The organism is Nocardia aegles, assembly GCF_052545135.1.
The window spans coordinates 317,421-342,172 of the sequence record NZ_JBQWRI010000005.1 but is presented as its reverse complement, the minus strand read 5'-3'; the positions used below and the strand labels follow the sequence as shown (position 1 = coordinate 342,172).

Sequence of the window (24,752 nt, the reverse complement as noted above, 5' to 3'; positions counted from 1 at the left end):
CGGCGCGGTGCGCGCGAGGGTCACACCGAATCCTCCCGCGTGTCCTGCTGGGCTCGTCCGGCGCCGCGCAGCGGCGCGACCGTCCGCTCGGTGGCCGTGGGTTCCTCGGCCGCGTCGAACGCCGGGAAGTCCAGCAACGACTCGGCCGCGACGCTGCGCGGCACGGTGGCGATACCCGCCCACCGGTCGTCGACGGCCCATCCGCCGCCGATACGTCGGGCGCCCTGCCGTGGCCGACAGGCGCGCAGGTGGCGGGTACGACGGTCGCGATTCACTGTGATTCCTCCGCGATACTTTCGACCACTGGCTGTAGATCCTCGGCGAGCAAGGACCGCAGGAAGACCGCTGCGACCCGGTGTTGTCGGTCGAGGACGAGCGTGGTGGGGATGACACTGGTAGGGAAATTCCCGCCGAGCGCCAAGAGCGTGCGCATCGACGGGTCGTAGATGGACGGGTAGCCGACCTTGTTGTCGACCACGAAATCTTGGGCCTTGTCCTGTCGCGCATCGCGGACGTTGATGCCGAGGAAGGCGACGCCCTTGCCTTTGGTCGCTTCGTAGACCTTCTCCAGTGCGGGCGCCTCGGCGCGGCACGGACCGCACCACTGGCCCCACAGGTTGAGTACCACGACCTTGCCCGCGTAGTCCTCGACCGCGGCGGTCTTGCCCGCGGTCATCAGATCCGGACCGGAGAGCTTGCCGATGGTGCCGCGCGCGGCGGGCGGGTCGTAGCGGATGTCGGTCTTACCGCCGGGCGAGACGAATTCGAAGGTGCCGCCCGAGGCCACCGCGTCCGAACCGGTCGAACAACCCGCGAGCGCGGCGATCAGCGCCACGCACGCAAGTAGCACCGGCAGCACCCGCCCGGCGCGCGCCGAGGGCGGGATGGGGAACGCGGTGGGGTGTGTCATGCGCCGTGTACCGAGGGGTTCGAGCCGCCCGCGGGCTCGGAGTAGACGATGTCGACCAGGGTGTCGCCGTGATAGACCAGCGAGGTCAGCGAAGCGAGCGAGCACTGCCGGTTGCGTGGGTCGTGCCAGAGACGCTGCCCCTGCAGGAACCGCCGTAGTGTCCACACCGGCAGCTGATGGGAGACGAGCACCGCCTCCCGTCCGGCCGCTTCGACCCGCGCTTTGTTCACGGCCGCCAGCATGCGATGCGCGATCTGCAGGTAAGGCTCCCCCCAGGACGGAGTGAAGGGGTCGCGCAGCTTCCACCAGTGCCGCGGCTTGCGCAGCGCGCCGTCGCCGACCGAGACGCGCAGGCCCTCGAAGGTGTTGCCCGCCTCGATGAGGTTCTCGTCGGTGCGCACGATCACGTCGTGCTGCGCGGCGATCGGCCCGGCGGTCTCCTGCGCCCGCTGCAACGGCGAGGCGATGACCACGGCGATGTCGTGATCGGCCAGCGTCCGCGCGACCGCGGCGGCCTGCGCGCGCCCCGTCACCGACAGGCTGAAGCCGGGCAGGCGACCGTAGAGGATGCCGTTCGGATTGTGCACCTCGCCGTGACGCAGCACGTGCACGATCGTCTCGATCGCGGCGCCGCCGTCGTGCACCCGATCGGTGGCGCGGGTCCGCGTCTCGGCGCCCTCCGCCGCCGCGGTCGCGGTGCCCTCGGTCTCGGCCGAAGCCGGCTCGTCCTTTTCGCGCGCCGCGACCTGCGCGTCCGACGACGCGGCAGCCGCTGCGAACTGAGCGCCCGCGTCGACCAGGCTCGATTCGTCGGATTCGGGCTGGGCGGTCGCTGTCTGCCCCTCGGCGCCCGCGGCGGCGAACTGCTCACCGGCGTGGATCACGGTCGCTTCGTCGACCGGATCGACGGCCACGGCGGTCGCGTCATGCGTCGCGGTCGCCTCCGGCTCGGCGGACGGCTTGGCCGGCTCCCGCCGGTCGGCATCGGGCTGATCGAGGTCGGAGGTCACGCGCGGGATCCTTCAGGGGTGGCGGCCGCCGCCGCGTGCGCGGCGGCGGGCAGGGCGGCAGCGATACGGTCGAACGCGTCCTCGTCGAGCGCCGCGGAGACGAACCACGCTTCGAACGCGCTCGGCGGCGCGTATACGCCACCGTCGAGCAGGGCGTGGAAGAACTCTGGGTAGCGCCAGGTCTCGCTCGCCTTGGCGGCGGCGTAGTCGGTGACCGGGCGTTCGGCGAAGAACACGCTCACCATATTGCCCGCGAACTGGACCTGATGCCCGACACCCGCTGCGGTCAGCGCCGAGCTGAACAGCTCGCCCAGCCGTCGCGCGTTGCGGTCCAGCGCGGCGTACACCGCGTCGTCGGCCGCGCGCAGCGTGGCAAGGCCCGCGGCCACCGCCACCGGGTTACCGGACAGCGTCCCCGCCTGGTAGACCGGCCCGAGCGGCGCGAGGTGGTTCATGATCTCGGCGCGGCCGCCGAACGCGGCCGCGGGCAAGCCGCCGCTCATCACCTTGCCGAAGGTGTAGAGGTCGCCCGCGACGCCTTCCCGGCCGAACCAACCCGCCGCGCTGACCCGGAATCCGGTCATCACCTCGTCCATGACGAGCAGCGCCCCGTGCTCGGCGGTGAGCGCGCGCAGGCCCGCGTTGAATCCGGGCAGCGGCGCGACCGCGCCCATGTTGCCCGCCGCCGCCTCGGTGATCACGCAGGCGATCGCGCCGGGGTTCGCGGCGAACGCGGCGGCGACGGCGTCTAGGTCGTTGTAGGGCAGCACGATGGTGTCGGCGGCCTGCGCGCCCGTTACCCCCGGCGAGGTGGGCAGCCCGAGCGTGGCGACGCCCGAGCCCGCGTCGGCGAGCAGCGCGTCGACGTGGCCGTGGTAGCAACCGGCGAACTTGATGATCTTGGTGCGCCCGGTGTAGCCACGGGCCAACCGGACCGCGCTCATGGTGGCCTCGGTGCCGGAGTTCACCAGCCGGACTCGCTCCACCGGCGCGACCCGCCGCACGATCTCCTCCGCGAGTTCGATCTCGGCCTCGGTCGGCGCGCCGAAGGACAGGCCGCCGCTCGCCGCGCCGCGCACCGCCTCGACGACCGCGGGATGGGCGTGGCCGAGGATCATCGGCCCCCAGGAGCAGACCAGGTCCACGTACTCGTTGCCGTCGGCGTCGAGGAGCCGCCAGCCGTCGGCCGAGGCGATGAATCGCGGTGTGCCGCCGACGGATCGAAACGCCCGCACCGGAGAGTTGACGCCACCCGGGATCACCGAACTCGCCCGGTCGAAGAGCTGAGCGGAAACCGGCACAGCTGCACTGGTCACGCGCGGAGAAGAACTCACGAGTTCCAGTCTCTCAGCACCGGAAAATCGGCTTGACGACAGGGTGTAGTGCAGTGATGCAGGCCGCAGCCGCCCGGCAACACGCCGAGGTGGGGTTCGCTCGAATTTCGATCGCTGAGCGGTTGCCGGTGCGTAGTCTCAGCTCACATTCGTCCATCGTCCGGGAGGGTCCGCATGCGGATTGCCATCGTCAGCGTGGGTGTGCTCACCGTCGTCATGGGGGCCGCAATGGCACTCGGCGCCGGTTCTGCCGCCGCGCAGCCGCTCGATCAACTCGACGAGGTGCGGCTGGCCATCCCCCTGGACCACACGGCGACCACGGCGCTGGCCGGTGGGCCGATTCCCGCCGTGGTCACCATGTTCGTTCCGCCCAACCGCATCGGCGCGGGACTGAAGAACGACTCCGCCATCTACCGCGACGACCGCGGCGCGGTGCACGCCACACTGCGCCAAGTGGTGCTGGAGGCGGCGGGCCACCCGGACGGGACCGTCACCGTCTACCTGAACGCCCCCGGCACCCGCGACGGCCGCGTGCTGGACATCTACCAGCACTGGAACTGAGACCGCCGTCAGGCGTACATGCAGGGAACCTGCGCCGACATCGTGTGCAGGACGCACATGAACCCGTTGTAGGGGCCCGCGGATCCGGAATCCGGCACGAGAATCGGCGCATCGACCGGGTTCGCGTCCTCCAGCGGCAGTCCCGGGCTCGCGCCTGCGGGCGCGGCCCCGAATCCGAGGGCGGCGGCCACGGCAAACGCGGCACAAATCTTCACGGCGAACCGGTTCATCGAACACTTTCCTTCATCGACGCGCATTCCGAACTACGGCCGAAATACTAACGGCCCCAGGGCCATTCCAACCAAAGCGCAGGGTCGGCGGGCGTCCGGCGCCGAACCGAGCGCGGTAGCACAGTAACCCGTGGGCTCGCGGTCCGCGCGGTCGGCAGGCAACCCGTGGCTACGTGATGCCCGGACAGCAGGCGGCGAAGCCGGTCGTCACCAGGCACGCCAACGGCATCGGCAACGCGGGCGGCGTTCCCGCGGCGCGCGGCAGCACACGGCCGCAAGCGGATTCACGCCGACCAGCGCACCGTGTCCGCACCACGCAGCCCGCGCACGAGTCGGGCCACGGCGTCGATCGCGAACACACCGCCCACCGCGACGAGCAGCGCGGCCAACAGCCACCAAGGCGCGACATAACGAACAGCGGTGAAGCCCGGGGCGTCGCCGGATGGCGGTAAATCGGTGGTGCGCACGCCTGCGCGCGCGCTCAACGCCGCCCCGATCAGCGCGAGCACGATCAGATCCAGTTCCACCAGTACCGCGACTATCCAGCGCCTCATCGGTCCGCTCCATCCGAACTGCGCTGGACGGCCTCGGTCAACGCAGTGCGTAGCGCTTCGTGATCTCGGGCCCAGGCCTGCACCAGGCCGCCCTCGGCCAGCCGCAGCCCGATGCCGGTGCGGCGACGCGGCACGCCGGTCAACTCACCGAGCGCCCTGGCCGTCTCCCACTCTTCATCGTCCCAGGACTTCTCGTCCCGCTCGGGGAGGACCTCGGCGATCGAGCTCAGCGGCAGCGACTCGGTGCCCGAACGCAGCGTCTCCGCGGTGAGTTCGACGCTACCGTGCCGTGTGGCCGCGACCACTTGCAGCGCGACGAAACCGGCGATCAGCGCGGCACACAACAGCAGGGCGAACCAATGCGCCTCGCCACCGGTGACGAGTTCGAGGACCAGAACGGCCCCGCACAGGATCGGCCCGTAGGCCACGGCACGCCAGCGGGCGCCCGGCTCGGTGAACAGGACGGCCTCGGCGGTCACGCCCGACCCCCCAGGGCAGCGCGCGCCGACACGGCGAAGAACGGAATCAGCGACTCAGGCCCGGCAGCAACAGCACGGCGACGGTCAGCACGGCGAACAGGAGCAGCAGGCTCAAGATGGCCAGATCCCGCCGAATGCTGTGCGGCTGCTGGATCACCACTCGCATCGATGCCTCCGATCCTCCGGAGCCATATGCCGAGTTCCCGCACGAAATACGCGACAACCCACGACAGACGACTACCGGTTCCCACGTCCACTGTGACAACCCTCACCATACATGCCGGAATGTCTCGGACAAATTGGAAACGTGTTCCACCGGGGGCCTCAGCGCCCGCCTGCCTGGAAGTAGGCCGTGGCCTCGGGCCGGTGGGACAGATAGATGGCGCCTGTCGCGAGCACGGCCTGCACGATGGAAGCGCCACCCGCGACCAGCGAGGCCGTCCCGGTCACCGCGTCGATGGCCAGCAGGGCTCCGACGCCGATCACCACCGACCAGGCACCGAGCACCGTCAGCACGGTCCGCGCCCACAGCCTTCCGCGCCCGAACTGGTGCACGATCACCAGAGCGAGCGCGGACAGACCGAGCCCGATCAGGACCACCACCACATAGACCAGCGACACCATCAGCTCGGCGCTGGCCTGCGTGACCTGCGGATCCTGGATTCTGGCCTGCTCGAAGACCTCTTCGGCGAACGTGCGCCGCTGATCCAGTGCGGCGATCATCGACGCGATCAATTGCGCCACGCCGAATCCGACGACACCCCACCACAGCTGCCGCGCGGTACCGACGTCCTCCGGCATCGGGGGCCGGGCCGGTCCGGCGGCGAACGGTCCCGCCATATTCGTCACGACAGCCAGTTCGCGGCCTCGGTCGCCCAATAGGTGAGCAAGAAGTCCGCGCCCGCGCGGCGGATGCTCAGCAACGACTCGAGGACGGCGCTGCGACGGTCGATCCAGCCGCGCTCGGCGGCGGCGGTGATCATCGCGTACTCACCGGAGATCTGATAGGCGGCGACCGGGACCGTCGAGTGGTCGGCGACTTCCCGCAGGATGTCCAGATATGACATAGCCGGCTTCACCATGACGATGTCCGCGCCCTCGGCCAGATCCAGATCCAGTTCCCGGATCGCCTCGCGCCGATTGGCCGGATCCTGCTGGTAGGTGCGGCGGTCGCCGTCCAGCGACGAAGCGACGGCTTCCCGGAACGGTCCGTAGAACGCCGAGGCGTATTTGGCGGAGTAGGCCAGGATGCCGGTGTCGATGCGCCCGGCCGCGTCCAGCCCGTGCCGGATCGCGCCGACCTGGCCGTCCATCATGCCGCTGGTGCCGAGCAAGTCGGCGCCGGCCTCGGCCTGGGCGAGCGCCATCTCGACGTAGCGGTCCAGGGTCGCGTCGTTGTCGACCGAGCCGTCGGCCGCCAGCACACCGCAGTGGCCGTGATCGGTGAACTCGTCCAGGCAGGTGTCGGCCATCACGACGGTCGAGCCGCCCACCTCGTCGGCGAGGGCGCGCAGGCCGCGGTTGAGGATGCCGCGTGGATCGCAGGCCGCGCTGCCGGTCGCGTCCTTGTCCTCCGGACGCGGCACACCGAACAGCATGATGCCACCGACCCCCGCCGTGACCGCCTCTACAGCCGTCTTGCGGAGCGAGTCGAGCGAGTGCTGCACCACCCCGGGCATGGAGCTGATCGGACGCGGCTCCGTCAAGCCGTCGGCCACGAACATCGGCAGCACCAATTGCCGTGGCTCGAGTGTGGTTTCGGCCACAAGACGGCGCAGAGCGGGGGTACGGCGCAACCGCCGTGGGCGGTCCATTCCGGTCATGAATCGCACGATACGCCCGGCCTGATCCGCTGTCGCGAGCGCCCGTGGCCTGCTCCGCGACACCGGACCCGACCCTCTGAGACAGCGACCGCGCGTTACTCGACGATTACCAATGCCATCCGAGTGGTAACAGTGTGCCAAATCACACCACCCTCGTCGCCCGAAGGCGCATACTCCGACTACGCGAGACCCGCCGGGGGACAAGCATGACCGATCCGCACATCGACATCTCGCTGGCCAGAGCCGCCGACTTCGAATCGTGGGCGGCGGTGTTGCTCGCCGACTGGTGGCCGGTGCTGACCGACGGTTTGCCCGCGCCCGCGTTCGTGCTGCGAGTCTGGCGTGCCACCGACGCCACCGGGCAGAACCTCGGCGTGGAGTTCGTCGCGCGCCAATCGGCCGCGCCCGAGGTGATGCCCGGCGCGCACGTCGCCTTCACGATGCTCGGCATCCGTCCCGACGAGCCCGAGTGGATACGTAGCCGAGGGACGCACCTGGTCGGCGGCACCGAGGACGCCACCGTTCAGCTGCGTTTTTCCGACGCCGCCGGCGGCGTCTTGCTCCGCCTGCAGAGCAGGCCGTGTCAGGTGACGGAGGCGGCAGGCCGACGACTGTGCGCCGGAGCGGAGACCAGCGTGCGCTTCCCGGACACCACCTCCGGGCCGCTGGACGTGCGCGTGGCCCGCAACAGCGCACGTCACCTGCTCGCCCAGCACAGCGCGCGGCATGCCACCCCGGCCGATCCCTTACAGCTCGGGCCGCCGTATCGGGTCGCCGACATCGGCTGGGCCTTCATCTTCCCGTGGTCGACCACATCCTGGTACCTCGACGGCTCCGTGCCCACGCTCCCGCCGGGCAGCCGCGGGCCGATCGTGGTCGTCAAGGACACTGGACACACCTGGCTGCTGGACAGCCTCCGCAACTACGACCTGCAGCTGACCGCGTACGCGCACGCGCACGGATACCCCGTCCCGATGGAGCAGGCGCGATGATGGACGGCGTGGGGTACCGCGAGACGGGCTGGTGAGATGACCGAGCCGCCGAGCGAGGTCGAACTGCTCGCCATGCAACGGCGCGCCGAAGCGCTGTGGGACGCGGGCGACGCGGCGGGCGCCGAACACTGGCTACGCCGGGCCGCCGCGGGTGGCAGCACGCCCGCGATGGGCATGCTCGGCGCGCTGCTCCGGGCCGACGGACGGATCGGCGAGGGGATTCGCTGGCTGGAGACCGCTGCCGCGCGCGGCGACGAGGCCGCGGGCGTGCAGTTGGGCCTGCTGCACACCGAGCGCGGGAATATCGATGAGGCGGAGCGCTGGCTGCGGCCCGCCGCCGAGCGTGGGTTGCCCGAAGCGCTGTGCAACATGGGCGTCATCGCCAACCGACGTGGCCGCGACGAAGAAGCCGAGCAATGGTATGAACGCGCCGTCCGCGCCGGAAACCCCACGGCCATGCGCAGTCTCGGCCTGCGGCTGGCGCGCCGCGGCGAATTCGACCGCGCGATCGACCTGCTCACCGAGGCCGCGCGGCGGGGAAGAACCGATGCGTTGGCGGTACTGGGCGCCCTGCACCTGGACCGCGGTGAGCCGATCGAGGGCGAACGCTGGTTGCGCAAGGGCGCCGAAGCGGGCGACCCGGACTCGATGTTCCACCTCGCACTCCTGCTGCGTGCCGCCAATACGCCTTACCTCGCAGGCGATTTCGCTGACCCCGAGGTGCTGCGGACCGCCGCCGCCATCGCGACCGGACGTACGCCGCCGCAGCGGGAAGCAAGACAGTGGCTCGAACGCGCGGCCGCACTGGGGCATCCGCAGTCGCTGCGCCTGTTGCACGATCTGTGAGCCGCCCCCGGTCGGCACCCGAAAACCCTTCTGGCCAGCCAAGTTTGTCGGCACCCCCGGGTATAATCGAAAATACGTTCGAGGGGGCTCGCCGCTCCCGATCGCCACGGGAGGGATGCCAATGCGCACACCGCAAACCGTTCTCATCGATCGCCCCTACGCCCCCATGCAGAGGCGTCCGCTGCCACCGGGACGTCCGCGATCGTGGTACGTCATGCACAACCGGCGACTCAAGGCGATGCGCCTGGCGATCGCGCTGCTCGACTCTGGCGTCTACGCACCGAGTTACGCCACGAACACGCGGATCAGGCACACCGCCGAGGTGATCGGCATTCGCCCACCCTCCGATGCCACCTGCTCCATGGTCCGCACCTTCATGCGCAGGCGGTACTGAGCGACGGGTGCCGTCCCGCGCCACTCGACCCGGCCCGACAGTCGACCGCGCCCTGCCCCGCGCGCGCCGAGTCTCGTGCTCGGACACTTAAGCGCCCAGCGCACCCCAACCGCGTCTTTCGAGCGAAGCGGGACCAAGCCTGTTCCGTTCGCGGCCCGGCTCGCGTCCGAGCGGCCGCCGCGTCCGCGACGCAGTCGCCAGCGGCGGTCGCTCGGACGCGAGCCACCAGAGGGCCGCGAACACCCAGCGCCGCAGGCGCTGGAAACAAACACGGATTACCTACTGCGGCGGCTCTTCTTACGCGGGGGCGGCAGGAGTCCTTCGGCGCGCAGCCGGGCCGCGTGCTCGGCAAGCGCTTCCACCAAGGGACCGACCTGGGCCACGTCGGGCTGCACGTCCACGCGCAGGCCGAATTCGATGGCCGTCTCGGCGGTCTTGGGGCCGATGCAGGCCACGATGGTGCGGGCGTGCGGCTTGCCCGCGATGCCGACCAGGTTGCGGACCGTGGAGGACGAGGTGAACAGGACCGCGTCGAAACCGCCGGTCTTGATCATCTCGCGGGTCTCCGCGGGCGGCGGCGACGCGCGCACCGTGCGGTAGGCCGTGACGTCGTCGATCTCCCAGCCGCGGTCGCGCAGGCCCTCGGCCAGCGTCTCGGTGGCGATGTCGGCGCGCGGCAGCAGCACCCGGTTCACCGGATCGAACACGTCGTCGTAGGGCGGGAAGTCGGCCAGCAGGCCCTCGGAGGACTGCTCGCCGCTGGGCACCAGTTCGGGGTTGATGCCGAACGACCGCACCTTGTCCGCGGTGGCCTCGCCCACGCAGGCGATCTTCACCCCGGAGAACGCCCGCGCGTCCAGGCCGAACTCGGCGAACTTCTCCCACACCGCGCGCACCGCGTTGGTGGAGGTGAACACCACCCATTGGTAGCGCCCGTCGACCAAACCCTTGACCGCCCGCTCCATCTGGGCGGGGCTGCGCGGCGGCTCCACCGCGATGGTCGGCACCTCCATCGGGATGGCGCCGTGCGTGACGAGCCGTTCACTCATCTCCGCGGCCTGGTCCTTGGTGCGCGGCACCAGCACGGTCCAGCCGTACAGCGCGCGCGACTCCCACCAGGACATCTTCGAACGGTGCGCGACCACCTTGCCGATGGTCACCACCAGCGGTCCGACCAATTCGGAGGCCGCGCTGTTCAGCGTGGCCAGCGTGGCCTCGATGGTGCGCTGCTGACGGGTGGTGCCCCGTACCGTCACCGCCACCGGGGTCTGCGGCGCCATACCGTGCTCGACCAAGGCGCTCGCGGTCTCCGCGAGATGACCGGAGGTCGCGTGCAGTACCAGCGGGCCGGGCGCGGCCGCGAGCGCGGCCCAGTCGACCTCGCCGCGCACATCCGCCTCGGTGTGCCCGGAACCGAGCGCGATACCCGCGTAGCTGGGCACTGCGGAGCCGTTGGGCAGGCCGGGCAGCACCTCGAAGACCATGTGCGAGCGGGTGACGGCGTTGACCTCGGCGATCACCGAGTCGGTGGTCAGCGGGTCGCCCGCGACCACACGCACCACGTCGTGCCCGGCACGCGCTTCGGCGATGAGCGTCTTGGCCACCTCCGCGGGCTCGCCGAGCGCGGGCCGCACGTCGACGGGGCGTTCCCCGTCCGGCCCCGGCTCGACCGAGGTCCCGATCAGGGCGAGTACGCCCTTGTCGACGTCCGGGTCGGTGAACGCCAGCATCGCCCGTCCGATCACCTCACGGGCTCGTACCGTGAGCAGCGCCGGGTCACCCGGACCCGATCCGACGAAAAGGATGCGACCGGGGTGCTTCTTCGTGGCTCGGCTCATGCCTGCACCTCGCTTGCGCTCGGCTCCGGCATACCCGAGTGCTCGGTGCCTATGCTTCCGCTCATCGGCTGTTCTCCATTGGGCTGGGGTTGGGCAAGTCTGTGGCGGGCGAACTCACCGCCCGGGTGGGGGAACCGTCGTCCGGTTCGGTGGCGAGCAACTCGCGCGCACCCATGTCGAGCAACTCGCGGGCAAGTGCCCGGCCGAGCTCGGCGGCGTCCTCCGGGGCGCCGACCACCGAGGCCCGCAGCACGTCGGATCCGTCGACGGCCGCCGCGCACGCGCGCAGCGACAGCTCGTCCACGATCCGCCCTTCGTCGTCGAGCGATTCGACCACCTCGGCGAGCGCACCGATCGGCGCTGTGCAGCCCGCCTCCAGTTCGGCCAGCAGCGACCGCTCGGCGATGACCGACGCGCGGGTGGGCGGGTCGTCCAGGCCGGACAGGATCTCCACCAGCGCGGCGTGGTCGCTGCGGCATTCCACCGCGAGCGCGCCCTGAGCGGGAGCGGAGAGCATCTGCACCGGCTCCAGCGCCTCGGTGACCGCGTCCAGCCGGTCGATGCGCGCCAGCCCGGCTCTGGCCACCACCACGGCGTCCAGCTCACCGTCGCGAACCTTGCGCAGCCGGGTGTCCAGATTGCCGCGCAGCGGGACGATGTCCAAGCCGAGCCCGAGCGCCCGCAACTGGGCGGCGCGGCGCGGCGCGGAGGTGCCGACCTTGGCGCCCGCGGGCAGCTCGCCCAGGACCAATCCGTCGCGCGCGACCAGCGCGTCGCGCGGGTCCTCCCGGGGCGGGATGGCGGCGATGGTGAAGCGCGGATCCTGCGCGGTCGGCAGGTCCTTGTAGGAGTGCACGGCGATGTCGATCGCGCCCGCCGCGAGCTCGTCGCGTAGCGCGGAGGTGAACACGCCGACGCCGATCTTCTGCACCGGGTCCGCCGACAGGTCACCGGCGGTCTTGATCACGACCAGCTCGGCGGGCTGCCCGCCCGCGATCAGCGCGTCGCGCACCGTGCCCGCCTGGGTGAGCGCGAGCAGGCTCCCGCGGGTACCGATGCGCCACGGGGCGCGAGTGCCACCCGTGGTCGCGCTGCCTTCTCGGTGGACCATGGTCATGCCGTCTGCCCCTGTTCCTCGCCGCGATGGCCTGCGGTGAAGTCGTCGGCCAGCGCGATCTCCCCGTCGGCCAATGTGATCTCGGCGCGATCGCGCGCGAGTGCGGTGATCTCCATCGGCGCGGCGACCGCCTGCGCCGCACCCGGCTTCAGTTCGAACAATTCGCGCAACGCCTCGGCGTAACTGTCGCCACCCGGCGTCGACGCCAGCTGCTTGACCCGCACCGTCGGCGCGTGCAGCAGCTTGTCGACCACCCGGCGCACCGTGCGCGCGACCTCGTCGCGTTCCGGGTCGGCGAGACCGGGCAACCGGGAATCCAGGCGCAGCAGTTCGGCCTCGACCACCTCCGCGGCGCGCTGGCGCAGCGCGGCCACCGTCGGGGTGACCTCGGCCATCCGCTGTCCGGCCAGATATTTCGCGAGTTCGGCGGCGACGATCGACCGAGCGGCCGCGGTATCGCCGGCGGCAGCGCCCGCGGCCGGATCGCGCTGCAACGTCTCGATGTCGATGAGCGTGACACCGGGCAGTCCGGCGACGGCGTGCTCCACATCACGCGGCAAGCCGAGATCGCAGAACACCAACGGCCGCTCCACCGTGGCGAATTGCTCGCCGCGCTCACGCTCGGTGAGCGCGCGGTGGGTATCGGCGAGCGTCACGACCGCGCCCACCGCGCCGGTGCAGGTGACCACCACGTCGGCCGCGGCCATCGCCTCGGTGAGCCGCGACAATTCCATCGCCTCGGCCTCGACGCCGTGCGTCCGCGCGGTCTCGGCGAGCCTGCGCGCCCGCGCGATGGTGCGGTTCACCACGATGATCCGGCCGATACCGGCGCGGGAGAGATGCGCTACCGCGAGCCCGCCCATCGCGCCCGCGCCGACCACCGCGGCGGTCCGGCCTGCCAGCGGGCCGAGCACCTGCTGTGCGCGATCGAGCGCGACCGAAACCACCGAAGCGCCCGCGCGGTCGATTCCGGTTTCGGCGTGCACCCGCTTGCCGACCCGCAGCGCGTGCTGCGCCAGCTCGTGCAGCGTCCGTCCGACCGCGCGCTGCGCGTCGGCGGAGGCGTAGGCGCCGCGGATCTGGCTGAGCACCTGCTGCTCGCCGACCACCATCGAGTCCAGGCCGCTGGCCACCGCGAACAGATGCTCGGCGGCGGCCTCGGAGTAGCGGACGTAGGCGTGCTTGGTCAGATCCGGCATCGGCAGGCCGGAGTGCTTGGTCAGCAGGTCGCCGATCTCGGCGAGGCCGCCGTGGAAGGCGTCGACCACCGCGTAGACCTCGATCCGGTTGCAGGTCGAGACGATCATCGCCTCGGAAACATGGCTGGAGGCGAGCAGGCGGTCGATCAGCTTCGGCCGGTCGGCATCGGTGACGGCCACCTTCTCCAGCACGGGAACCGGCGCGCTGCGGTGCGAGATGCCGACGAGGAGAACGCTCATGCCGTCACCGCCCCGGCACGAACGGAATCCTCCGCCGTGCTGTGCCGCATGATTCGCTCGCTGCGCTCACTCATGGTGTGACCACCGATCCCTTGCTGCTTGGCTCCGTTGCCGTATGCGAGGTTGTCGAATGCTGGAGTGCCGGATGCGCCGGCGCGCCGTGCGGCGTCGGCAGGCGGTGCGCGATGCGACCCGACCCGGCGTGCGCGACTTCCGGCAGCTGGGGCTGTTCCGCGTTGCGCACCCGCTCGAACGACAGCATCTGCATCTCGACGGCCAGGTCGACGCGACGGACCTCGACCGTCGCCGGTGCGACCAGCTCACAGGGCGCGAAGCTCAGAATCGACTGCAACCCGGACGCGACGAGCCGATCGCACACGTCCTGGGCCGCGTCGTCGGGAACGGTGATCACCGCGATGGTCGGCTCCAGTTCGGCGACGGCCGCCGCCAGCTCGGCGACGTCGCGGACCACCAGGCCCGCGACCGGCATGCCGATCACCGCAGCGTCGCTGTCGAGTATCCCGACCACGGTGAAACCGCGCCGCTGGAACCCGCCGTAGCCGACGAGTGCCCGGCCCAGGTTTCCCGCGCCGACCAGCACGACGCGGTGGCCCTGCGACAGGCCGAGCACGTTCTCGATCCGGGAGCGGAGCTTGCCCACGTCGTAGCCGACGCCGCGAACTCCGTTGGGGCCGAGGAAGGATAGATCCTTGCGCAATTTGGCCGAATTGACACCCGCCGCGACAGCCAGTTCCTCACTCGATACGATGGCAACACTGTCGTCGGCCAACATGGCGAGGACCCGAAGATAGGTAGCCAGCCGCGCGACGGTGGCCTGCGGGATGTCCTTCTGCAGAGCCCTGCCGGAGACGCCACCTGGCGCCTCATGCTGCTCTGTCACGTCGTCGGCTCCTCGTCCCGGGCTTCGGGCTCCGGTTCGTCGCTCGACCCATCTGACCCGGGGGCGGTCCGGTGCCATGGTGTCGAAGTTTCGGATTTCGGGGCGGCTCCGCAGCCTCGGCATGCGGGTCGCGTTGCCACCACCGTAACTGCTTGTGAAGCCCTGCACAAAGTCGGTGAAATTGGCCTCATTTTCCGCTGCGACCAGCACAGCGGCCGAATCGGACGGAAAACGGCGCGCTCAGCGCGTCAGGTCGGCCCGCAATCGGGCCTCGTCGACATCGAAATAGCTGTGTTCGCGGCCGTCGAACAGCACGACGGGAAGCCGGTCGCCGTACTCAGCGCGCAGGCCAGGGTCGGTAGCGGCGGCTTCGTCGACGTCGACGGTCCCCGGTTCGATACCGAATTCGGCGCAGATCACGCGTAGCTGTTCGAGTGCCGTCGCACACAGTCCACAGCCCGCGCGAGTCAGCAATGTCACCGAATGTGTGTGATTGGTCATGACCGGAATTTAATCCGCGGCCGCAACCCCGCGGGGGTTCGGTGCACGCCACGCGATTGTGTCGGACCCCGCCTTCCGCCGTGACTGTCGGCCGTTCCGGCTACTGTTGACATGGTTCGCGCGACGGGCGGAGGTACTGGTGCCGGAACGATCGAAGGTGGCGAGGGCCGGATTCATCGCGGGACGATTCGGTGAGTTTCCGGCGCGGTGGAACCTGAGCCAAATGGGCCAGGGTCTGCAAGACCAGCTCGCCCGCATCTCGCGCAGCCCCTTCGGCCCGAGTGAAGAGGAATTGCGGGCCAATCTGGCCGGTGAGGCGAGCGCCGACGCGGCGCTGACTCTGCACGACGCCGAAGTCGCCGCGGGCGAAGTGGAGGTCGCGGGCCCCGAAGCGCCGCGCGACCTGACCGCCGCCGCGTTCTTCGACGTCGACAACACCATGGTGCAGGGCGCCTCGATCGTGCATTTCGCCCGCGGTCTGGCGGCTCGCAAGTACTTCAAGACCTCCGATCTGGTGGACGTCGCCTGGAAGCAGGTCAAATTCCGGGTCACTGGCAAGGAGAGCAGCACCGACATGGCCAGCGGCAAGGAGAAGGCGCTGGCGTTCATCGCCGGGCGTTCGACCGCCGAACTGGCCGCGCTGGGCGAGGAGATCTACGACGAGATCATCGCCGACAAGATCTGGCCCGGCACCCGCGCGCTCGCGCAGATGCACTTGGACGCGGGCCAGCAGGTGTGGCTGGTGACCGCCACCCCGGTGGAGCTGGCGCAGGTGATCGCGAAGCGGCTCGGGCTCACCGGAGCGCTGGGCACCGTGGCCGAGAGCGTCGACGGGACGTTCACCGGACGCCTGGTCGGTGACATCCTGCACGGGCTCGGCAAGGCGCACGCGGTGCGCACCCTGGCGATCCGCGAGGGCCTGAACCTCAAGCGGTGTACCGCGTACTCCGACAGCCACAACGACGTGCCGATGCTCTCCCTGGTCGGCACCGCCGTGGCGATCAACCCGGACTCGGATCTGCGCGAAGTCGCCAAGAACCGAGGCTGGGAGATCCGCGACTTCCGCACCGGGCGTAAGGCGGCCAAAATCGGCGTGCCCACCGCGCTGGCCCTCGGGGCGGCAGGCGGTGCGGTCGCCGCGGCGGTCACTCGCCGCCGCGACGGTCAGTGAAAGGCGACCGCAGCCGAGCGGGGACGAACACGCCGCGCGCAGGCGAACTCTAACCAGCGAAGACGTTGCGGCGCTTGGTGAGCAGCTTGTAGAGCGTCTGCTGGATGGTTTCGCGCACCTGATCGGTGACCTCGAACATGGTCATCGGGTCGTCGGCGGCCTCCGGCTCGTACGGCGCGGTCGGAATGGGGGTGCCGAATTCGATGTACCACTTCGACGGCAGCGGCACCGCGCCGAGCAGGCCCAGATGCGGGAACAGCGGCGTCACCGGGAAGTACGGCAGACCGAGCAGCCGGGCCAGCGGCTTGAGATCGGCCAGCTTCGGATAGATCTCCTCGGAGCCGACGATGGAGCACGGGATGATCGGCACACCGGTGCGCACCGCCGCGGCGACGAAGCCGCCGCGCCCGAAGCGCTGCAACTTGTAGCGATCGGTGTACTGCTTGCCGACACCCTTGAACCCTTCCGGGAACACGCCGGTCAACTCACCGGAGCGCAGCAGCCGTTCGGCGTCCTCCCGGCAGGCCAGCGTGTGGCCGGCCCGGCGAGCCAGCACCCCGAGCACGGGTGTCTCGAAGAGCAGATCGGCCGCGAGCAAGCGCAACGCGCGCTGCTTGGGGTGCCGATCGTGCACGGCCAGCTGCAACATCAGGCCGTCCAGCGGCACGGTGCCCGCGTGGTTCGCCACGATCAGCGCGCCGCCCGCCTCCGGGAGGTTGTCCATACCGCTGACCTCCACCCGGAACCACAGGTCCGACAGCGGACGCAGGGCGGGCAGGATGACCGACTCGAGCAGATGCTCGTCGAAACCGAACTCGTCGACCTGGTAGTCGCCGGTGAGCCTGCGGCGCGCGAACTCCGCGGTCTTGGTGATCTGTTTGCCGAGCGCGCCGCGCAGCACGCCCGACAGCGACTGCGACGCGGCGGGCGCGACCGCCGCGCGCCGCTCCACCAGCGAGGTCACCGGACTCGGAGCGGCCGGCCGCCGTGGCACGGGCCGCTGGCGCGCCTCGACCTGGAGGTCGTGGAGTTGGATGACTTTCGCTACGTCATTCATAGGTGTGCTCCCGTACCGGCCCCGAGCAGGCCGAGCAGTTTGTGTTCTGCGGCGTCGATCCACGCTGGATCGACCACGGGCCGCAACGCTGCGCCCCCGATGAAGTCGTCGAACGCCTGTACCGTCGTCCAGCGCGGCACTAACCCGAATTCGGTGCGCATGCGCGTGGTGTCCAGGCCACATCCGAAGTGGAAATAGTCGAGCTGTTCGGTGGAGAATTCCCGCAGCACCGGGCCCATGATCAGGCGACCAGCGGTGCGGAACACCGTGAAGGGAACGGGCAACTCGATCCGGCCCGCCCGCCGGATCGCCTGCGACAGCGACAGCGCGCCATCACCCGCGATGTTGTACGTGCCGCCCGCCGCGCCGCCCGCCGCGTGCGTCAACGCCGCCACCGCGTCCTCCTCGTGCAGCAGCTGCATTCTGGCATCCCGGCCGAATACGGTAGGTGTCACCGGCGAACGCAGATATTGCACGCCACGGGCGGCCAGCCGAGGGCCCACGATCGGGGCGAATCGCAGAATTGTGGTGGCGATATCGGGACGTCGCCGGGCCAGCCCGCGAACATAACCCTCGATATCGATCATGTCCCGCGCGAACCCGCCGCGCGGCGGTGTGCGCGCGCTCATTTCCTCGGTGAATTTCGCGGGATCCTTGGCGCTGCACCCGTACACCGCCGAGGAGGAGCGCAACACCACCCGGCGCACCGAAGCCACCTTCTGGCACACCGCGAACAGCTGCATCGCGCCGAGGACGTTGTGATCCTTCATCACCGCGCGACCGCTGCCCGCGGGCGGGCGCGTCAGCAGCGCGGTGTGCACCACGGTATCCACCTCGCCACCATCGATCACCTTGCGGATCAACGGGTTTCGGATGTCCGCCCGCACGAATTCGGCGCGGCCCATGCGCCGCTGCAACTCTCGGCTCGGCGTCATGGTGTCGACGGCGAGAATCCGCTCGATCGTGGGTTGCTGAGCGAGGCGGGCGACGACCGTACCGCCGAAGAAGCGGCTGGCCCCGGTGACCAGCACGACCTTCGGCACGTCTGCTTCCCGACCGTCAGAACTCACCGGCACCCGCTTTCCCTTGCCAGCCGCCCTCGTGAATATTCCCAGTGCCCAGCGTAGCGGGAACCTACCCGCCCACCGAGAGTATTAACCAGGATCTAACGATGACTTCAGTCACGCGATACAAATGGCGATTCCAAAACTTAAAATTTCAAATAAAAGGGCCCGTCACCTATTGGTGACGGGCCCGCGCAGCTACCACGCAGCGATGCCTACTTGCCGAGTTTGCGCCGCTGGACACGCGTGCGGCGAAGCAGCTTGCGGTGCTTCTTCTTCGACATGCGCTTGCGGCGCTTCTTGATCACAGAACCCATAGGGTTGTCCTCGCGTTCTCTCTACTCGGCGCGCACGCTGCCCGTGCGCGATTGCCGGACGCCCGTCTGCCCGCGCCCCGGCCGACGGGCCGGGGTCACTCGGCAAGCCGCACGCCCCGTGTTCGCGCCGCCGGATACCACGGGGCAACCAACAGCGATGCCACCGGCGGGCGAACACGAACCGAGGAGCTATCGTACCGTCACGCCCCAGCGGTCTCGAAACCGCCTCATCCAGCGTCGAAATAGGACGTTTCCAGATAGTCGTGCACGGCCTTGGCGTGCACCCGGAACGATCGTCCGACGCGCACGGCGGGCAACTCGCCCGAGTGCACGAGCCGGTAGACCGTCATTTTGGACACCCGCATCAGACTCGCCACTTCGGCGACGGTGAGAAACTGGGTGCCGCCGAGCACGGGTTGCCCCGGTGTCGCGGCCTCACGCTGTGCGCGGGAATTCCCCCGACCACCCGCGGGACCGGCGCCGCCGGACGCTCCGGAATTCGCAGACATCTTGTTCGCAGACATCTTGTTCGCAGACATGATTGCACCATTGACCTCCGGCACGTCCGCGCCGCCGGCTTCCCCACCGGCGGAACAGACACGCACGTGCTCCTTGAAGCTTAGCGGGACCAGTGGTGTTACTGCGACGGGAGTGAGAAATCGGGTTTTCCGATTTGGAACAGACCGGTCACTCCACTGATACACCCTGTTCTGCCGATCTTTCCTTGGATGCGAAAAGGGCTTCCCAGAACGCCGAGCGTAGTCCTCCACGCTCCAGTTCGCGGATCGCGGCCGCGGTCGTGCCCGCAGGCGAGGTCACCGCGGCGCGCAATTCCGCGGCGGTCTGGGTCGAGCTGTCCAGCAGAGCGGCCGAACCGACCATGGTCTGCACGACGAGCCGAGTGGCTACCTCCCTGGTGAGCCCGAGCCCGACGCCCGCGTCCACCATGGCCTCCACGACCAGGAAGAAGTACGCGGGTCCGGAACCGGATACCGCGGTGACGGCGTCCATCTGACTCTCCGCCACGGTGACCACCTTGCCGACCGCCCCGAGCACCTCGGCCACCAGTTCCAGATGCTGCTCGCGCGCATAGCGCCCCGGCGCGATGACACTCATTCCCTGCCCGACCAGCATCGGCGTATTCGGCATCACCCGCACCACGGGGAACCCGGCGGGCATCTTGCCCTCCAGTCGCGCAGTGGGCACCCCGGCCGCCAGCGACACCAGCACCTGATCGCGGTCGCTGCCGATCTCCGCCTTGCCCAACGACGCCAGCACGGCGTCCACGTCACCCGGTTTCACCGCGATCACCAGCAGATCCGCGCCGACAGCGGCATCGGCCAGATCGTCGGTGACCCGGATACCGAAGCGGTCGGCGAGCTGATGGGCCCGGTCGCGATGGGTCTCCACGACGACCAAATCCTTGGTGAGCCGCCCGGACTCCAGTAATCCGGCGACCAACGCCTCCCCGATGCGTCCGCCACCGATCACCGCAATTCTCGTCATGGGCCTCAAGGCTAGACGGCGCGCGCGAAGGCTCAGCGCTGGGGAACGAGCGCCAGCTGCCGACTCTGCGCGACGACCGCGCCGGTCGAGTCGAGCACCAGCTGATCCTCGTCGAACATGCGCTCGCCCACCTCATGCGTGGTGGCGATGATCCGCAGCCAGCCCGGCGCGGGCCTGCGGCGCAGGTAGGTGGTCATCTGGACGGTGGGCGCCCAGCCGAAGTGGCCGAGGTTCATCGGCACCGGCGGACTCATATCCGTGCTCATCATGGCGAAGTACATCGCGACGTCCGGGTCCTGCTCGTCGCCCGGCCGCGGACGAATCCACATCCGCAGGCGCGGCTCACCCTTCGCGCCCGTGAGGAAGCGGGCCCACTCGCGGTCGAGCTGGATGTCGGCGCCTCGGCCGACCTGCACGATGTCGCCCATCTGGGAGCCGGGCGCGTAGCCGACGGCATCGGCGGGCGGCTGCGTGGGCATCTCGGAGTGCTCCGGCGTGTAGATCGGGTTCGCGTCGTCGAGGCGGCTGAACGTCAGCGCCGTGCGCACCAGGACGCGGCCGTCTTGGACGAGGTCGGTGTCGGCCAGGCAGATCTGGCGGCCGATCTTGCGGACACGCACCTCGTACTCGACCTCGCCGGAGTTCGGCGCCCCCAGGAAATCGGAACTCGCGGCGACCGGCGCCATCCCGACCAGCGCGGGATCGGACGCGCGCAGCCAATTCGTCGCCGCGGCCGCACTGCCCGCGACCATCGTCCCGCCGTGTACCTTCCCGCCGATGGTCCAGATGTCGTCGATGAAACCGAGGTAGCGGCCGGTGTCCTGCGTCCTCGGCGGCGCCGGTTCCAGCGCGCACACCTGGCTGAACGGTGCGTCGGTCATGGCCACCGGGCCGAACTCAGCCGTCAGCTCCGTCGTCATCCTCACTCCTGTCCTGCGTCGACCGCACAGATGGCGGCGGCCGCGACCCTGTCGGCAAACGGGTTCGTACAACGTACAACGCACCCGGCGACCGACCACACGGCCGCATACCGGAGTAGCGACGAGCGTCACATCGGCGGCTCGGGCGAGCTGTGGTGCGCACCCGCGGGAGCCGGCGCGGCAGCCTCGGTCAGATGCGTGCGGGCGAAGGCCAGCGTGCGGTGCAACATCTCGGCCCGGTCCTTGGCGGTACGCGCGTTCTGCGTGTTGATCTCGGCGACGACCTGGCCGGTGAAACCGGCGCGAACCATGCTCGCGCACACCTCCACACACGGCTGGGTGCCCTCGCCCGGAACGAGATGCTCATCGTGCGCGGCACCCCGGCCGTCGGCGAGATGCAGATGCGCCAGCCCCTCGCCCATGCGGGCAGCCAGCGCCAACGGGTCGGCTCCGGCGGTGGCGGTATGCGAAAGGTCCAGGGTGTAGTGGCGGAACCCGGTGTCGGTCGGGTCGTAGGAGGGGCTGAAGGCGGTGAGCGCCGGACCGGGGCCCCCACGGCGCTCCAGCCGCCGCACCGCGCCGTCGCGCCGACCGAACAAGGTATCCGCCCGCATCGGGAACATGTTCTCCACCGCCACGATCACCTGGCTGCGCTCCTCCAACTCGGCCACCTGCGCGGCGAACCCGGCCGCATAGCGGCGCTGCCAGCGGAACGGCGGATGCACGACCACGGTGCCGGCCCCGAGCGCGTCGGCGGTGTGCACACTGCGCTCGAGTTTGGCCACCGGATCCGAGCCCCACACCCGCTGCGAGATCAACAGGCACGGCGCGTGCAACGCGAGAACCGGAATGCCGTACCTGCGCGAGTACGCCTGCACGGTGGCGATGCTCTGGCTGGCCGGCTCGGCCCAGACCATCAGCTCGACGCCGTCGTAGCCGAGTTCGGCGGCGTAACGGAACGCGGCCTCCGTGTTCTGCGGGTACACCGAGGCGGTCGACAGACCCACCTGGATCCGCCGGGGCCGGGCTGCGCCCCCGGCGTCTCCCGGCGGGCCCTCGCCCGTATGCGATCCGGTCTCGTTCGCCTGCCCGATGTTGCCCACGACTTACTCCCCTGCTCAGTTCGTACTGAGGAGAAAGGCCAGTGGCCCCAGCGTGACGAAGATGCCCACGACGACGGCGATCACCGTGCTGAGGATGTCGTCGGTCCTGCGCAGAATCCGCACGAGGGCCACCAGGCCGAGAATCACGATCATCGCCAGGGCCAGCGCGACCCAGGGAAGCATCTCCCACATGCGCTCGAAACCCTTGAACAGCAGCATGCCCGCGACGGCGGCGCCGGTGCTCTGGCCGCCGAGGATCATCCACTGGCGCCGGTTCTCGTCGTCCTGGGTCTTCGTGGTCGCCCGGGACCAGCGCGAGGCGGCCCGAGTGCGGGCGCGAGGCTCGTCGATGATGTCGTCTTCGTCTTCGTCCTCGTCCAGCGCGATCGGCTCGTAGACGTCGGTGACGCCGTCGAGTTCCGCGGCGTCGACGGCGGCCCGCCCGCCGCGTCTGCCCCGCCCGTTGCGTTCCGCTCCGCGTTCGGCCCGGTCGATGCCCTCGCGCAGCAGGTCGCCCGCCACCGTCTGGCCGGAGAGCAACTGCTGATCCTGGCGGGCCAGCGACCACGCGGCGGTCGGAATGCCATCGGGTTCCGGCGCGGGATCCTGTGGCTTGTGCCGCCGGGCGGACCAGGCCGGGAGCCCGTTCTCGCCGACGCCCTCGCGGCGAGCCGGTCTTCGATGCGCCTCCGGCCGCGGCTCGGGCGGAACCGGCCTGCTCGGCTTCGGTCTCGGGTCGGGCGGCGGTGGAAGCGGCATCGGTTCGGACTCGGGGGCGAACCCACCGGTGGCCGGTGACCAGGCCGCGGTGGACGGGCCGAGGTCCTCGGCGGCTTCCGCGGCCTCCGCCGCCCTGCGCCTGGCCGCGCGACCGCCCCGCGCGCCGTTGCGCTCGGGCAGGGAGGAGCGGCCGAAGCCGGGCTCGTCGAGTTCGCCGTGGCCGTTGCGGCCCGGTTCGCCGAGTCCGCGACCCGGCAGCGGCTCCAGGCCGAACGGCTCCCGTGGGGCCTCCTGCCAGGACCGTACCTCGGTGGCCTCCGCTTCCGGTTCCTCCCGCCTACGCCTGCGCCCCGGGCGAGAAGGCGCCGCGGGCACGCCCGCCGAGCCGGGTGCGTGCGAACCGGGCGCGACATCGAACAGATCGGACACCGGGGTATCCGGCGACAGCGGATCGAACGATGTGCCGTGCTGCGACGAGGGCATCGCCCCGCCGGGCGCAACCCCGCTGGACCGCCCGGCGGGCGGATCGGCAGGCGGGTCCGGCTGTGCGTAACCGGCCAGCGGGTCGTACCTCGAAATCGGGCCCGAGATGGGCGAATACGACGGCAGATCGAGCTGCGGCTCGGGCGCGTAGGACACCGGTTCCGGCGTGGGCGGATCGAACGAGGACGGCGCGGAGGCCGGCTCCTCCCCGCCGGAGTCCGGCGCCGCGTGCGCGGAATGGCCGCCGCCGTCCCGGATGACCGGCAGGTCACCGGTCAGTTCGGCGACGGAGATGCCACGACCACCGCGGCGGCGCCTGCCACCGCCGGACGAGGCGCCGCTCTGCTGGCCGTTACGCGCCAGCAGTTCCGCCACCGACAGCTGTTTGGAATCCTCGCTCATGACGACACCGTCCCGATCGAGCCCGGCGAAGGCGCGCCGCCGGGCGCGGGCCGACCGTCTCCGGCCACCGTGCCCGCTGAGTACGTTGCTTCGGGTCCACCATTCATATCGGTATCCAGTTTGCGCAGGATCAGCCCTTCACGCAGCGCCCACGGACAAATCTCCAAAGTATCGAGCGAAAGTGCCCGCATACTCGCCTCCGCGACCAATGCGCCGGCCACCAATTGCTGTGACCGATCGGAACTTACGCCTTCCAATTCTGCCCGGTCCGCCGCCGTCATCCGCGAGATGAACGCAATCAGTTGGCGCAGGCCCGAGCTCGTGAGTGTACGACGCACCCGCGGGCCCGCCGCCGAGGGCGCGGCTCCGGTCAGCCGGGCCAGGGATCGGAACGTCTTCGAGGTGCCCACCGCGAGATCGGGCTTGCCCGGTTCGAGCAGCTTCTTCGCCGGTACCACCAGCTCGGCGTCGAGCCAGTCCCGCAGCACGGCGACCCGGCGCTTGCCCGGCGGGTCCTCGCGCAACCATTCCCTGGTCAACCGGCCCGCGCCGAGTTGCAACGACAGCGCGACGTCGGGTTCCTCGTCGCCGCCGTTGGTCATCTCGAGCGAGCCGCCGCCGATGTCCAGGTTGAGAATGCGCCCGGCGCTCCAGCCGTACCACCGGCGCACCGCGAGGAAGGTCAGCCGGGCCTCGTCGACGCCGGACAGCACGCGCAGGTCGACGCCGGTCGACTCGCGCACGCGGCCCAGAACCTCCTCGGAATTGGCCGCCTCCCGCAGCGCCGAGGTGGCGAACGGCATCAGTTCGACGCATTTGGACGTCTCGGCGATGCTGGCGAATTCGGCCACGGTGTCGATCAGCCGCTGCGCGCCCACCTCGGTGATGCGACCAGCCTGGTCGATGTTCTCCGCGAGCCGCAAGGTGGCTTTCGTCGAGCTCATCGGCAGAGGGTGACCGCCACGGTGCGCGTCCACCACGAGCAGGTGAACGGTATTGCTTCCGACATCGAGTACCCCAAGCCGCACATGAACACGGTACTGGGTGGTGCGGCACTTCAGCCCAGGCGACTGAACTGTT

The 24,752-nt window shown here is 70.1% G+C and carries 28 protein-coding genes; 5 read left to right on the top strand and 23 right to left on the bottom strand.

The annotated features are described in order from the left end of the window. Positions 1 to 20: 20 nt before the first annotated feature. The 4 genes from ACT89H_RS17370 to hemL form a co-directional block, all read right to left on the bottom strand. Positions 21 to 275, bottom strand: a complete 255-nt coding sequence (locus ACT89H_RS17370) for a hypothetical protein (RefSeq protein WP_445109657.1) — start codon at positions 273 to 275, stop codon at positions 21 to 23. Further along, positions 272 to 910 carry a TlpA disulfide reductase family protein gene (locus ACT89H_RS17365; protein ID WP_445109656.1) on the bottom strand — a complete coding sequence of 213 codons (639 nt, stop codon included), beginning with the start codon at positions 908 to 910 and terminating at the stop codon, positions 272 to 274. The genes ACT89H_RS17370 and ACT89H_RS17365 overlap by 4 nt, the downstream gene beginning before the upstream one ends. Next, entirely contained in the window at positions 907 to 1,554 is a 648-nt protein-coding gene (locus tag ACT89H_RS17360; RefSeq protein ID WP_445109779.1) for a histidine phosphatase family protein, read from the bottom strand. The genes ACT89H_RS17365 and ACT89H_RS17360 overlap by 4 nt, the downstream gene beginning before the upstream one ends. Before the next feature lie 362 nt (positions 1,555 to 1,916). Beyond that, a complete protein-coding gene (gene hemL, locus ACT89H_RS17355; RefSeq protein ID WP_445109655.1) occupies positions 1,917 to 3,236 on the bottom strand; it encodes a glutamate-1-semialdehyde 2,1-aminomutase in 1,320 nt (439 codons plus the stop codon). A 192-nt stretch (positions 3,237 to 3,428) separates the two neighbouring features. On the opposite strand from hemL, the gene ACT89H_RS17350 reads away from it, so the two are divergent. After that, positions 3,429 to 3,815 (top strand): hypothetical protein, encoded by a 387-nt coding sequence (locus tag ACT89H_RS17350; protein ID WP_445109654.1) that lies wholly within the window; start codon positions 3,429 to 3,431, stop codon positions 3,813 to 3,815. Between the two features lie 8 nt (positions 3,816 to 3,823). On the opposite strand, the gene ACT89H_RS17345 is transcribed toward ACT89H_RS17350, so the two are convergent. From ACT89H_RS17345 to hemB, 5 genes are all read right to left on the bottom strand, one after another. After that, positions 3,824 to 4,045 (bottom strand): hypothetical protein, encoded by a 222-nt coding sequence (locus ACT89H_RS17345; protein WP_445109653.1) that lies wholly within the window; start codon positions 4,043 to 4,045, stop codon positions 3,824 to 3,826. Between the two features lie 284 nt (positions 4,046 to 4,329). After that, a complete protein-coding gene (locus ACT89H_RS17340; protein WP_445109652.1) occupies positions 4,330 to 4,599 on the bottom strand; it encodes a hypothetical protein in 270 nt (89 codons plus the stop codon). Beyond that, the gene (gene mce1N, locus ACT89H_RS17335) at positions 4,596 to 5,078 is read right to left on the bottom strand and encodes a transport-regulating membrane protein Mce1N (RefSeq protein WP_445109651.1); all 483 of its coding nucleotides are present in this window, start codon (positions 5,076 to 5,078) and stop codon (positions 4,596 to 4,598) included. Before mce1N ends, ACT89H_RS17340 begins: the two co-directional genes overlap by 4 nt. A 324-nt stretch (positions 5,079 to 5,402) precedes the next feature. Continuing rightward, on the bottom strand, positions 5,403 to 5,918 hold the full coding sequence (locus ACT89H_RS17330) for a hypothetical protein (RefSeq protein ID WP_445109650.1): 516 nt from the start codon (positions 5,916 to 5,918) through the stop codon (positions 5,403 to 5,405). Positions 5,919 to 5,923: 5 nt separating this feature from the next. Continuing rightward, on the bottom strand, positions 5,924 to 6,901 hold the full coding sequence (hemB, locus tag ACT89H_RS17325; RefSeq protein ID WP_445109649.1) for a porphobilinogen synthase: 978 nt from the start codon (positions 6,899 to 6,901) through the stop codon (positions 5,924 to 5,926). A 206-nt stretch (positions 6,902 to 7,107) separates the two neighbouring features. Between hemB and ACT89H_RS17320 the strand changes: the two genes are divergently transcribed. From ACT89H_RS17320 to ACT89H_RS17310, 3 genes are all read left to right on the top strand, one after another. Further along, a complete protein-coding gene (locus tag ACT89H_RS17320) occupies positions 7,108 to 7,893 on the top strand; it encodes a hypothetical protein (protein WP_445109648.1) in 786 nt (261 codons plus the stop codon). 36 nt (positions 7,894 to 7,929) lie between these two features. Further along, on the top strand, positions 7,930 to 8,739 hold the full coding sequence (locus tag ACT89H_RS17315; RefSeq protein WP_445109647.1) for a tetratricopeptide repeat protein: 810 nt from the start codon (positions 7,930 to 7,932) through the stop codon (positions 8,737 to 8,739). Positions 8,740 to 8,860: 121 nt separating this feature from the next. Further along, on the top strand, positions 8,861 to 9,133 hold the full coding sequence (locus ACT89H_RS17310; protein ID WP_445109646.1) for a hypothetical protein: 273 nt from the start codon (positions 8,861 to 8,863) through the stop codon (positions 9,131 to 9,133). 275 nt (positions 9,134 to 9,408) lie between these two features. Here ACT89H_RS17310 and ACT89H_RS17305 read toward each other — a convergent pair whose 3' ends face one another. The 5 genes from ACT89H_RS17305 to ACT89H_RS17285 form a co-directional block, all read right to left on the bottom strand. Next, complete coding sequence (locus ACT89H_RS17305; RefSeq protein WP_445109645.1) at positions 9,409 to 10,971, bottom strand: bifunctional uroporphyrinogen-III C-methyltransferase/uroporphyrinogen-III synthase; 1,563 nt, start codon at positions 10,969 to 10,971, stop codon at positions 9,409 to 9,411. A 61-nt stretch (positions 10,972 to 11,032) separates the two neighbouring features. After that, positions 11,033 to 12,088 (bottom strand): hydroxymethylbilane synthase, encoded by a 1,056-nt coding sequence (gene hemC, locus ACT89H_RS17300; protein ID WP_445109644.1) that lies wholly within the window; start codon positions 12,086 to 12,088, stop codon positions 11,033 to 11,035. Then, positions 12,085 to 13,527 carry a glutamyl-tRNA reductase gene (locus tag ACT89H_RS17295; RefSeq protein ID WP_445109643.1) on the bottom strand — a complete coding sequence of 481 codons (1,443 nt, stop codon included), beginning with the start codon at positions 13,525 to 13,527 and terminating at the stop codon, positions 12,085 to 12,087. Before ACT89H_RS17295 ends, hemC begins: the two co-directional genes overlap by 4 nt. Before the next feature lie 70 nt (positions 13,528 to 13,597). Next, a complete protein-coding gene (locus ACT89H_RS17290; RefSeq protein WP_445109642.1) occupies positions 13,598 to 14,428 on the bottom strand; it encodes a redox-sensing transcriptional repressor Rex in 831 nt (276 codons plus the stop codon). A 240-nt stretch (positions 14,429 to 14,668) separates the two neighbouring features. Then, complete coding sequence (locus ACT89H_RS17285; RefSeq protein WP_445109641.1) at positions 14,669 to 14,929, bottom strand: glutaredoxin family protein; 261 nt, start codon at positions 14,927 to 14,929, stop codon at positions 14,669 to 14,671. Positions 14,930 to 15,152: 223 nt separating this feature from the next. Between ACT89H_RS17285 and ACT89H_RS17280 the strand changes: the two genes are divergently transcribed. Further along, a complete protein-coding gene (locus tag ACT89H_RS17280; protein WP_445109778.1) occupies positions 15,153 to 16,100 on the top strand; it encodes an HAD family hydrolase in 948 nt (315 codons plus the stop codon). 49 nt (positions 16,101 to 16,149) lie between these two features. Here the strand turns inward: ACT89H_RS17280 and ACT89H_RS17275 are convergent, their stop codons facing one another. The 9 genes from ACT89H_RS17275 to ACT89H_RS17235 all read right to left on the bottom strand — a co-directional run bounded on the left by ACT89H_RS17275 (position 16,150) and on the right by ACT89H_RS17235 (position 24,700). Then, positions 16,150 to 17,157 (bottom strand): lysophospholipid acyltransferase family protein, encoded by a 1,008-nt coding sequence (locus ACT89H_RS17275; RefSeq protein WP_445109640.1) that lies wholly within the window; start codon positions 17,155 to 17,157, stop codon positions 16,150 to 16,152. Next, positions 17,154 to 18,200 carry an NAD-dependent epimerase/dehydratase family protein gene (locus ACT89H_RS17270; protein WP_445109777.1) on the bottom strand — a complete coding sequence of 349 codons (1,047 nt, stop codon included), beginning with the start codon at positions 18,198 to 18,200 and terminating at the stop codon, positions 17,154 to 17,156. The genes ACT89H_RS17275 and ACT89H_RS17270 overlap by 4 nt, the downstream gene beginning before the upstream one ends. A gap of 236 nt (positions 18,201 to 18,436) precedes the next feature. Further along, positions 18,437 to 18,538: a 30S ribosomal protein bS22 gene (locus ACT89H_RS17265; RefSeq protein WP_003402602.1), complete on the bottom strand. Its 102-nt coding sequence runs from the start codon at positions 18,536 to 18,538 to the stop codon at positions 18,437 to 18,439. Between the two features lie 227 nt (positions 18,539 to 18,765). Then, positions 18,766 to 19,047, bottom strand: a complete 282-nt coding sequence (locus ACT89H_RS17260; RefSeq protein ID WP_445109776.1) for a helix-turn-helix domain-containing protein — start codon at positions 19,045 to 19,047, stop codon at positions 18,766 to 18,768. Between the two features lie 178 nt (positions 19,048 to 19,225). Further along, positions 19,226 to 20,044, bottom strand: a complete 819-nt coding sequence (gene proC, locus ACT89H_RS17255) for a pyrroline-5-carboxylate reductase (protein WP_445109639.1) — start codon at positions 20,042 to 20,044, stop codon at positions 19,226 to 19,228. A gap of 32 nt (positions 20,045 to 20,076) precedes the next feature. Next, positions 20,077 to 20,964 carry a thioesterase family protein gene (locus ACT89H_RS17250; RefSeq protein ID WP_445109638.1) on the bottom strand — a complete coding sequence of 296 codons (888 nt, stop codon included), beginning with the start codon at positions 20,962 to 20,964 and terminating at the stop codon, positions 20,077 to 20,079. A gap of 128 nt (positions 20,965 to 21,092) precedes the next feature. Next, on the bottom strand, positions 21,093 to 21,971 hold the full coding sequence (locus ACT89H_RS17245) for a sugar phosphate isomerase/epimerase family protein (protein WP_445109775.1): 879 nt from the start codon (positions 21,969 to 21,971) through the stop codon (positions 21,093 to 21,095). Between the two features lie 111 nt (positions 21,972 to 22,082). After that, a complete protein-coding gene (locus ACT89H_RS17240; protein ID WP_445109637.1) occupies positions 22,083 to 23,672 on the bottom strand; it encodes an Rv0497 family membrane protein in 1,590 nt (529 codons plus the stop codon). Beyond that, positions 23,669 to 24,700 carry a Ppx/GppA family phosphatase gene (locus tag ACT89H_RS17235; protein ID WP_445109636.1) on the bottom strand — a complete coding sequence of 344 codons (1,032 nt, stop codon included), beginning with the start codon at positions 24,698 to 24,700 and terminating at the stop codon, positions 23,669 to 23,671. Before ACT89H_RS17235 ends, ACT89H_RS17240 begins: the two co-directional genes overlap by 4 nt. Positions 24,701 to 24,752: the final 52 nt, after the last annotated feature.

Bases quoted from the DNA above. Each gene is read 5' to 3' on its own strand.
- ACT89H_RS17365 (WP_445109656.1), bottom strand. From the start codon at position 910: ATGACACACCCCACCGCGTTCCCCATCCCGCCCTCGGCGCGCGCCGGG.
- ACT89H_RS17350 (WP_445109654.1), top strand. From the start codon at position 3,429: ATGCGGATTGCCATCGTCAGCGTGGGTGTGCTCACCGTCGTCATGGGG.
- ACT89H_RS17345 (WP_445109653.1), bottom strand. From the start codon at position 4,045: ATGAACCGGTTCGCCGTGAAGATTTGTGCCGCGTTTGCCGTGGCCGCC.
- ACT89H_RS17340 (WP_445109652.1), bottom strand. From the start codon at position 4,599: ATGAGGCGCTGGATAGTCGCGGTACTGGTGGAACTGGATCTGATCGTG.
- ACT89H_RS17330 (WP_445109650.1), bottom strand. From the start codon at position 5,918: ATGGCGGGACCGTTCGCCGCCGGACCGGCCCGGCCCCCGATGCCGGAG.
- hemB (WP_445109649.1), bottom strand. From the start codon at position 6,901: ATGACCGGAATGGACCGCCCACGGCGGTTGCGCCGTACCCCCGCTCTG.
- ACT89H_RS17320 (WP_445109648.1), top strand. From the start codon at position 7,108: ATGACCGATCCGCACATCGACATCTCGCTGGCCAGAGCCGCCGACTTC.
- ACT89H_RS17315 (WP_445109647.1), top strand. From the start codon at position 7,930: ATGACCGAGCCGCCGAGCGAGGTCGAACTGCTCGCCATGCAACGGCGC.
- ACT89H_RS17310 (WP_445109646.1), top strand. From the start codon at position 8,861: ATGCGCACACCGCAAACCGTTCTCATCGATCGCCCCTACGCCCCCATG.
- ACT89H_RS17305 (WP_445109645.1), bottom strand. From the start codon at position 10,971: ATGAGCCGAGCCACGAAGAAGCACCCCGGTCGCATCCTTTTCGTCGGA.
- hemC (WP_445109644.1), bottom strand. From the start codon at position 12,088: ATGACCATGGTCCACCGAGAAGGCAGCGCGACCACGGGTGGCACTCGC.
- ACT89H_RS17295 (WP_445109643.1), bottom strand. From the start codon at position 13,527: ATGAGCGTTCTCCTCGTCGGCATCTCGCACCGCAGCGCGCCGGTTCCC.
- ACT89H_RS17285 (WP_445109641.1), bottom strand. From the start codon at position 14,929: ATGACCAATCACACACATTCGGTGACATTGCTGACTCGCGCGGGCTGT.
- ACT89H_RS17280 (WP_445109778.1), top strand. From the start codon at position 15,153: ATGGGCCAGGGTCTGCAAGACCAGCTCGCCCGCATCTCGCGCAGCCCC.
- ACT89H_RS17275 (WP_445109640.1), bottom strand. From the start codon at position 17,157: ATGAATGACGTAGCGAAAGTCATCCAACTCCACGACCTCCAGGTCGAG.
- ACT89H_RS17265 (WP_003402602.1), bottom strand. From the start codon at position 18,538: ATGGGTTCTGTGATCAAGAAGCGCCGCAAGCGCATGTCGAAGAAGAAG.
- ACT89H_RS17260 (WP_445109776.1), bottom strand. From the start codon at position 19,047: ATGTCTGCGAATTCCGGAGCGTCCGGCGGCGCCGGTCCCGCGGGTGGT.
- proC (WP_445109639.1), bottom strand. From the start codon at position 20,044: ATGACGAGAATTGCGGTGATCGGTGGCGGACGCATCGGGGAGGCGTTG.
- ACT89H_RS17250 (WP_445109638.1), bottom strand. From the start codon at position 20,964: ATGACGACGGAGCTGACGGCTGAGTTCGGCCCGGTGGCCATGACCGAC.
- ACT89H_RS17240 (WP_445109637.1), bottom strand. From the start codon at position 23,672: ATGAGCGAGGATTCCAAACAGCTGTCGGTGGCGGAACTGCTGGCGCGT.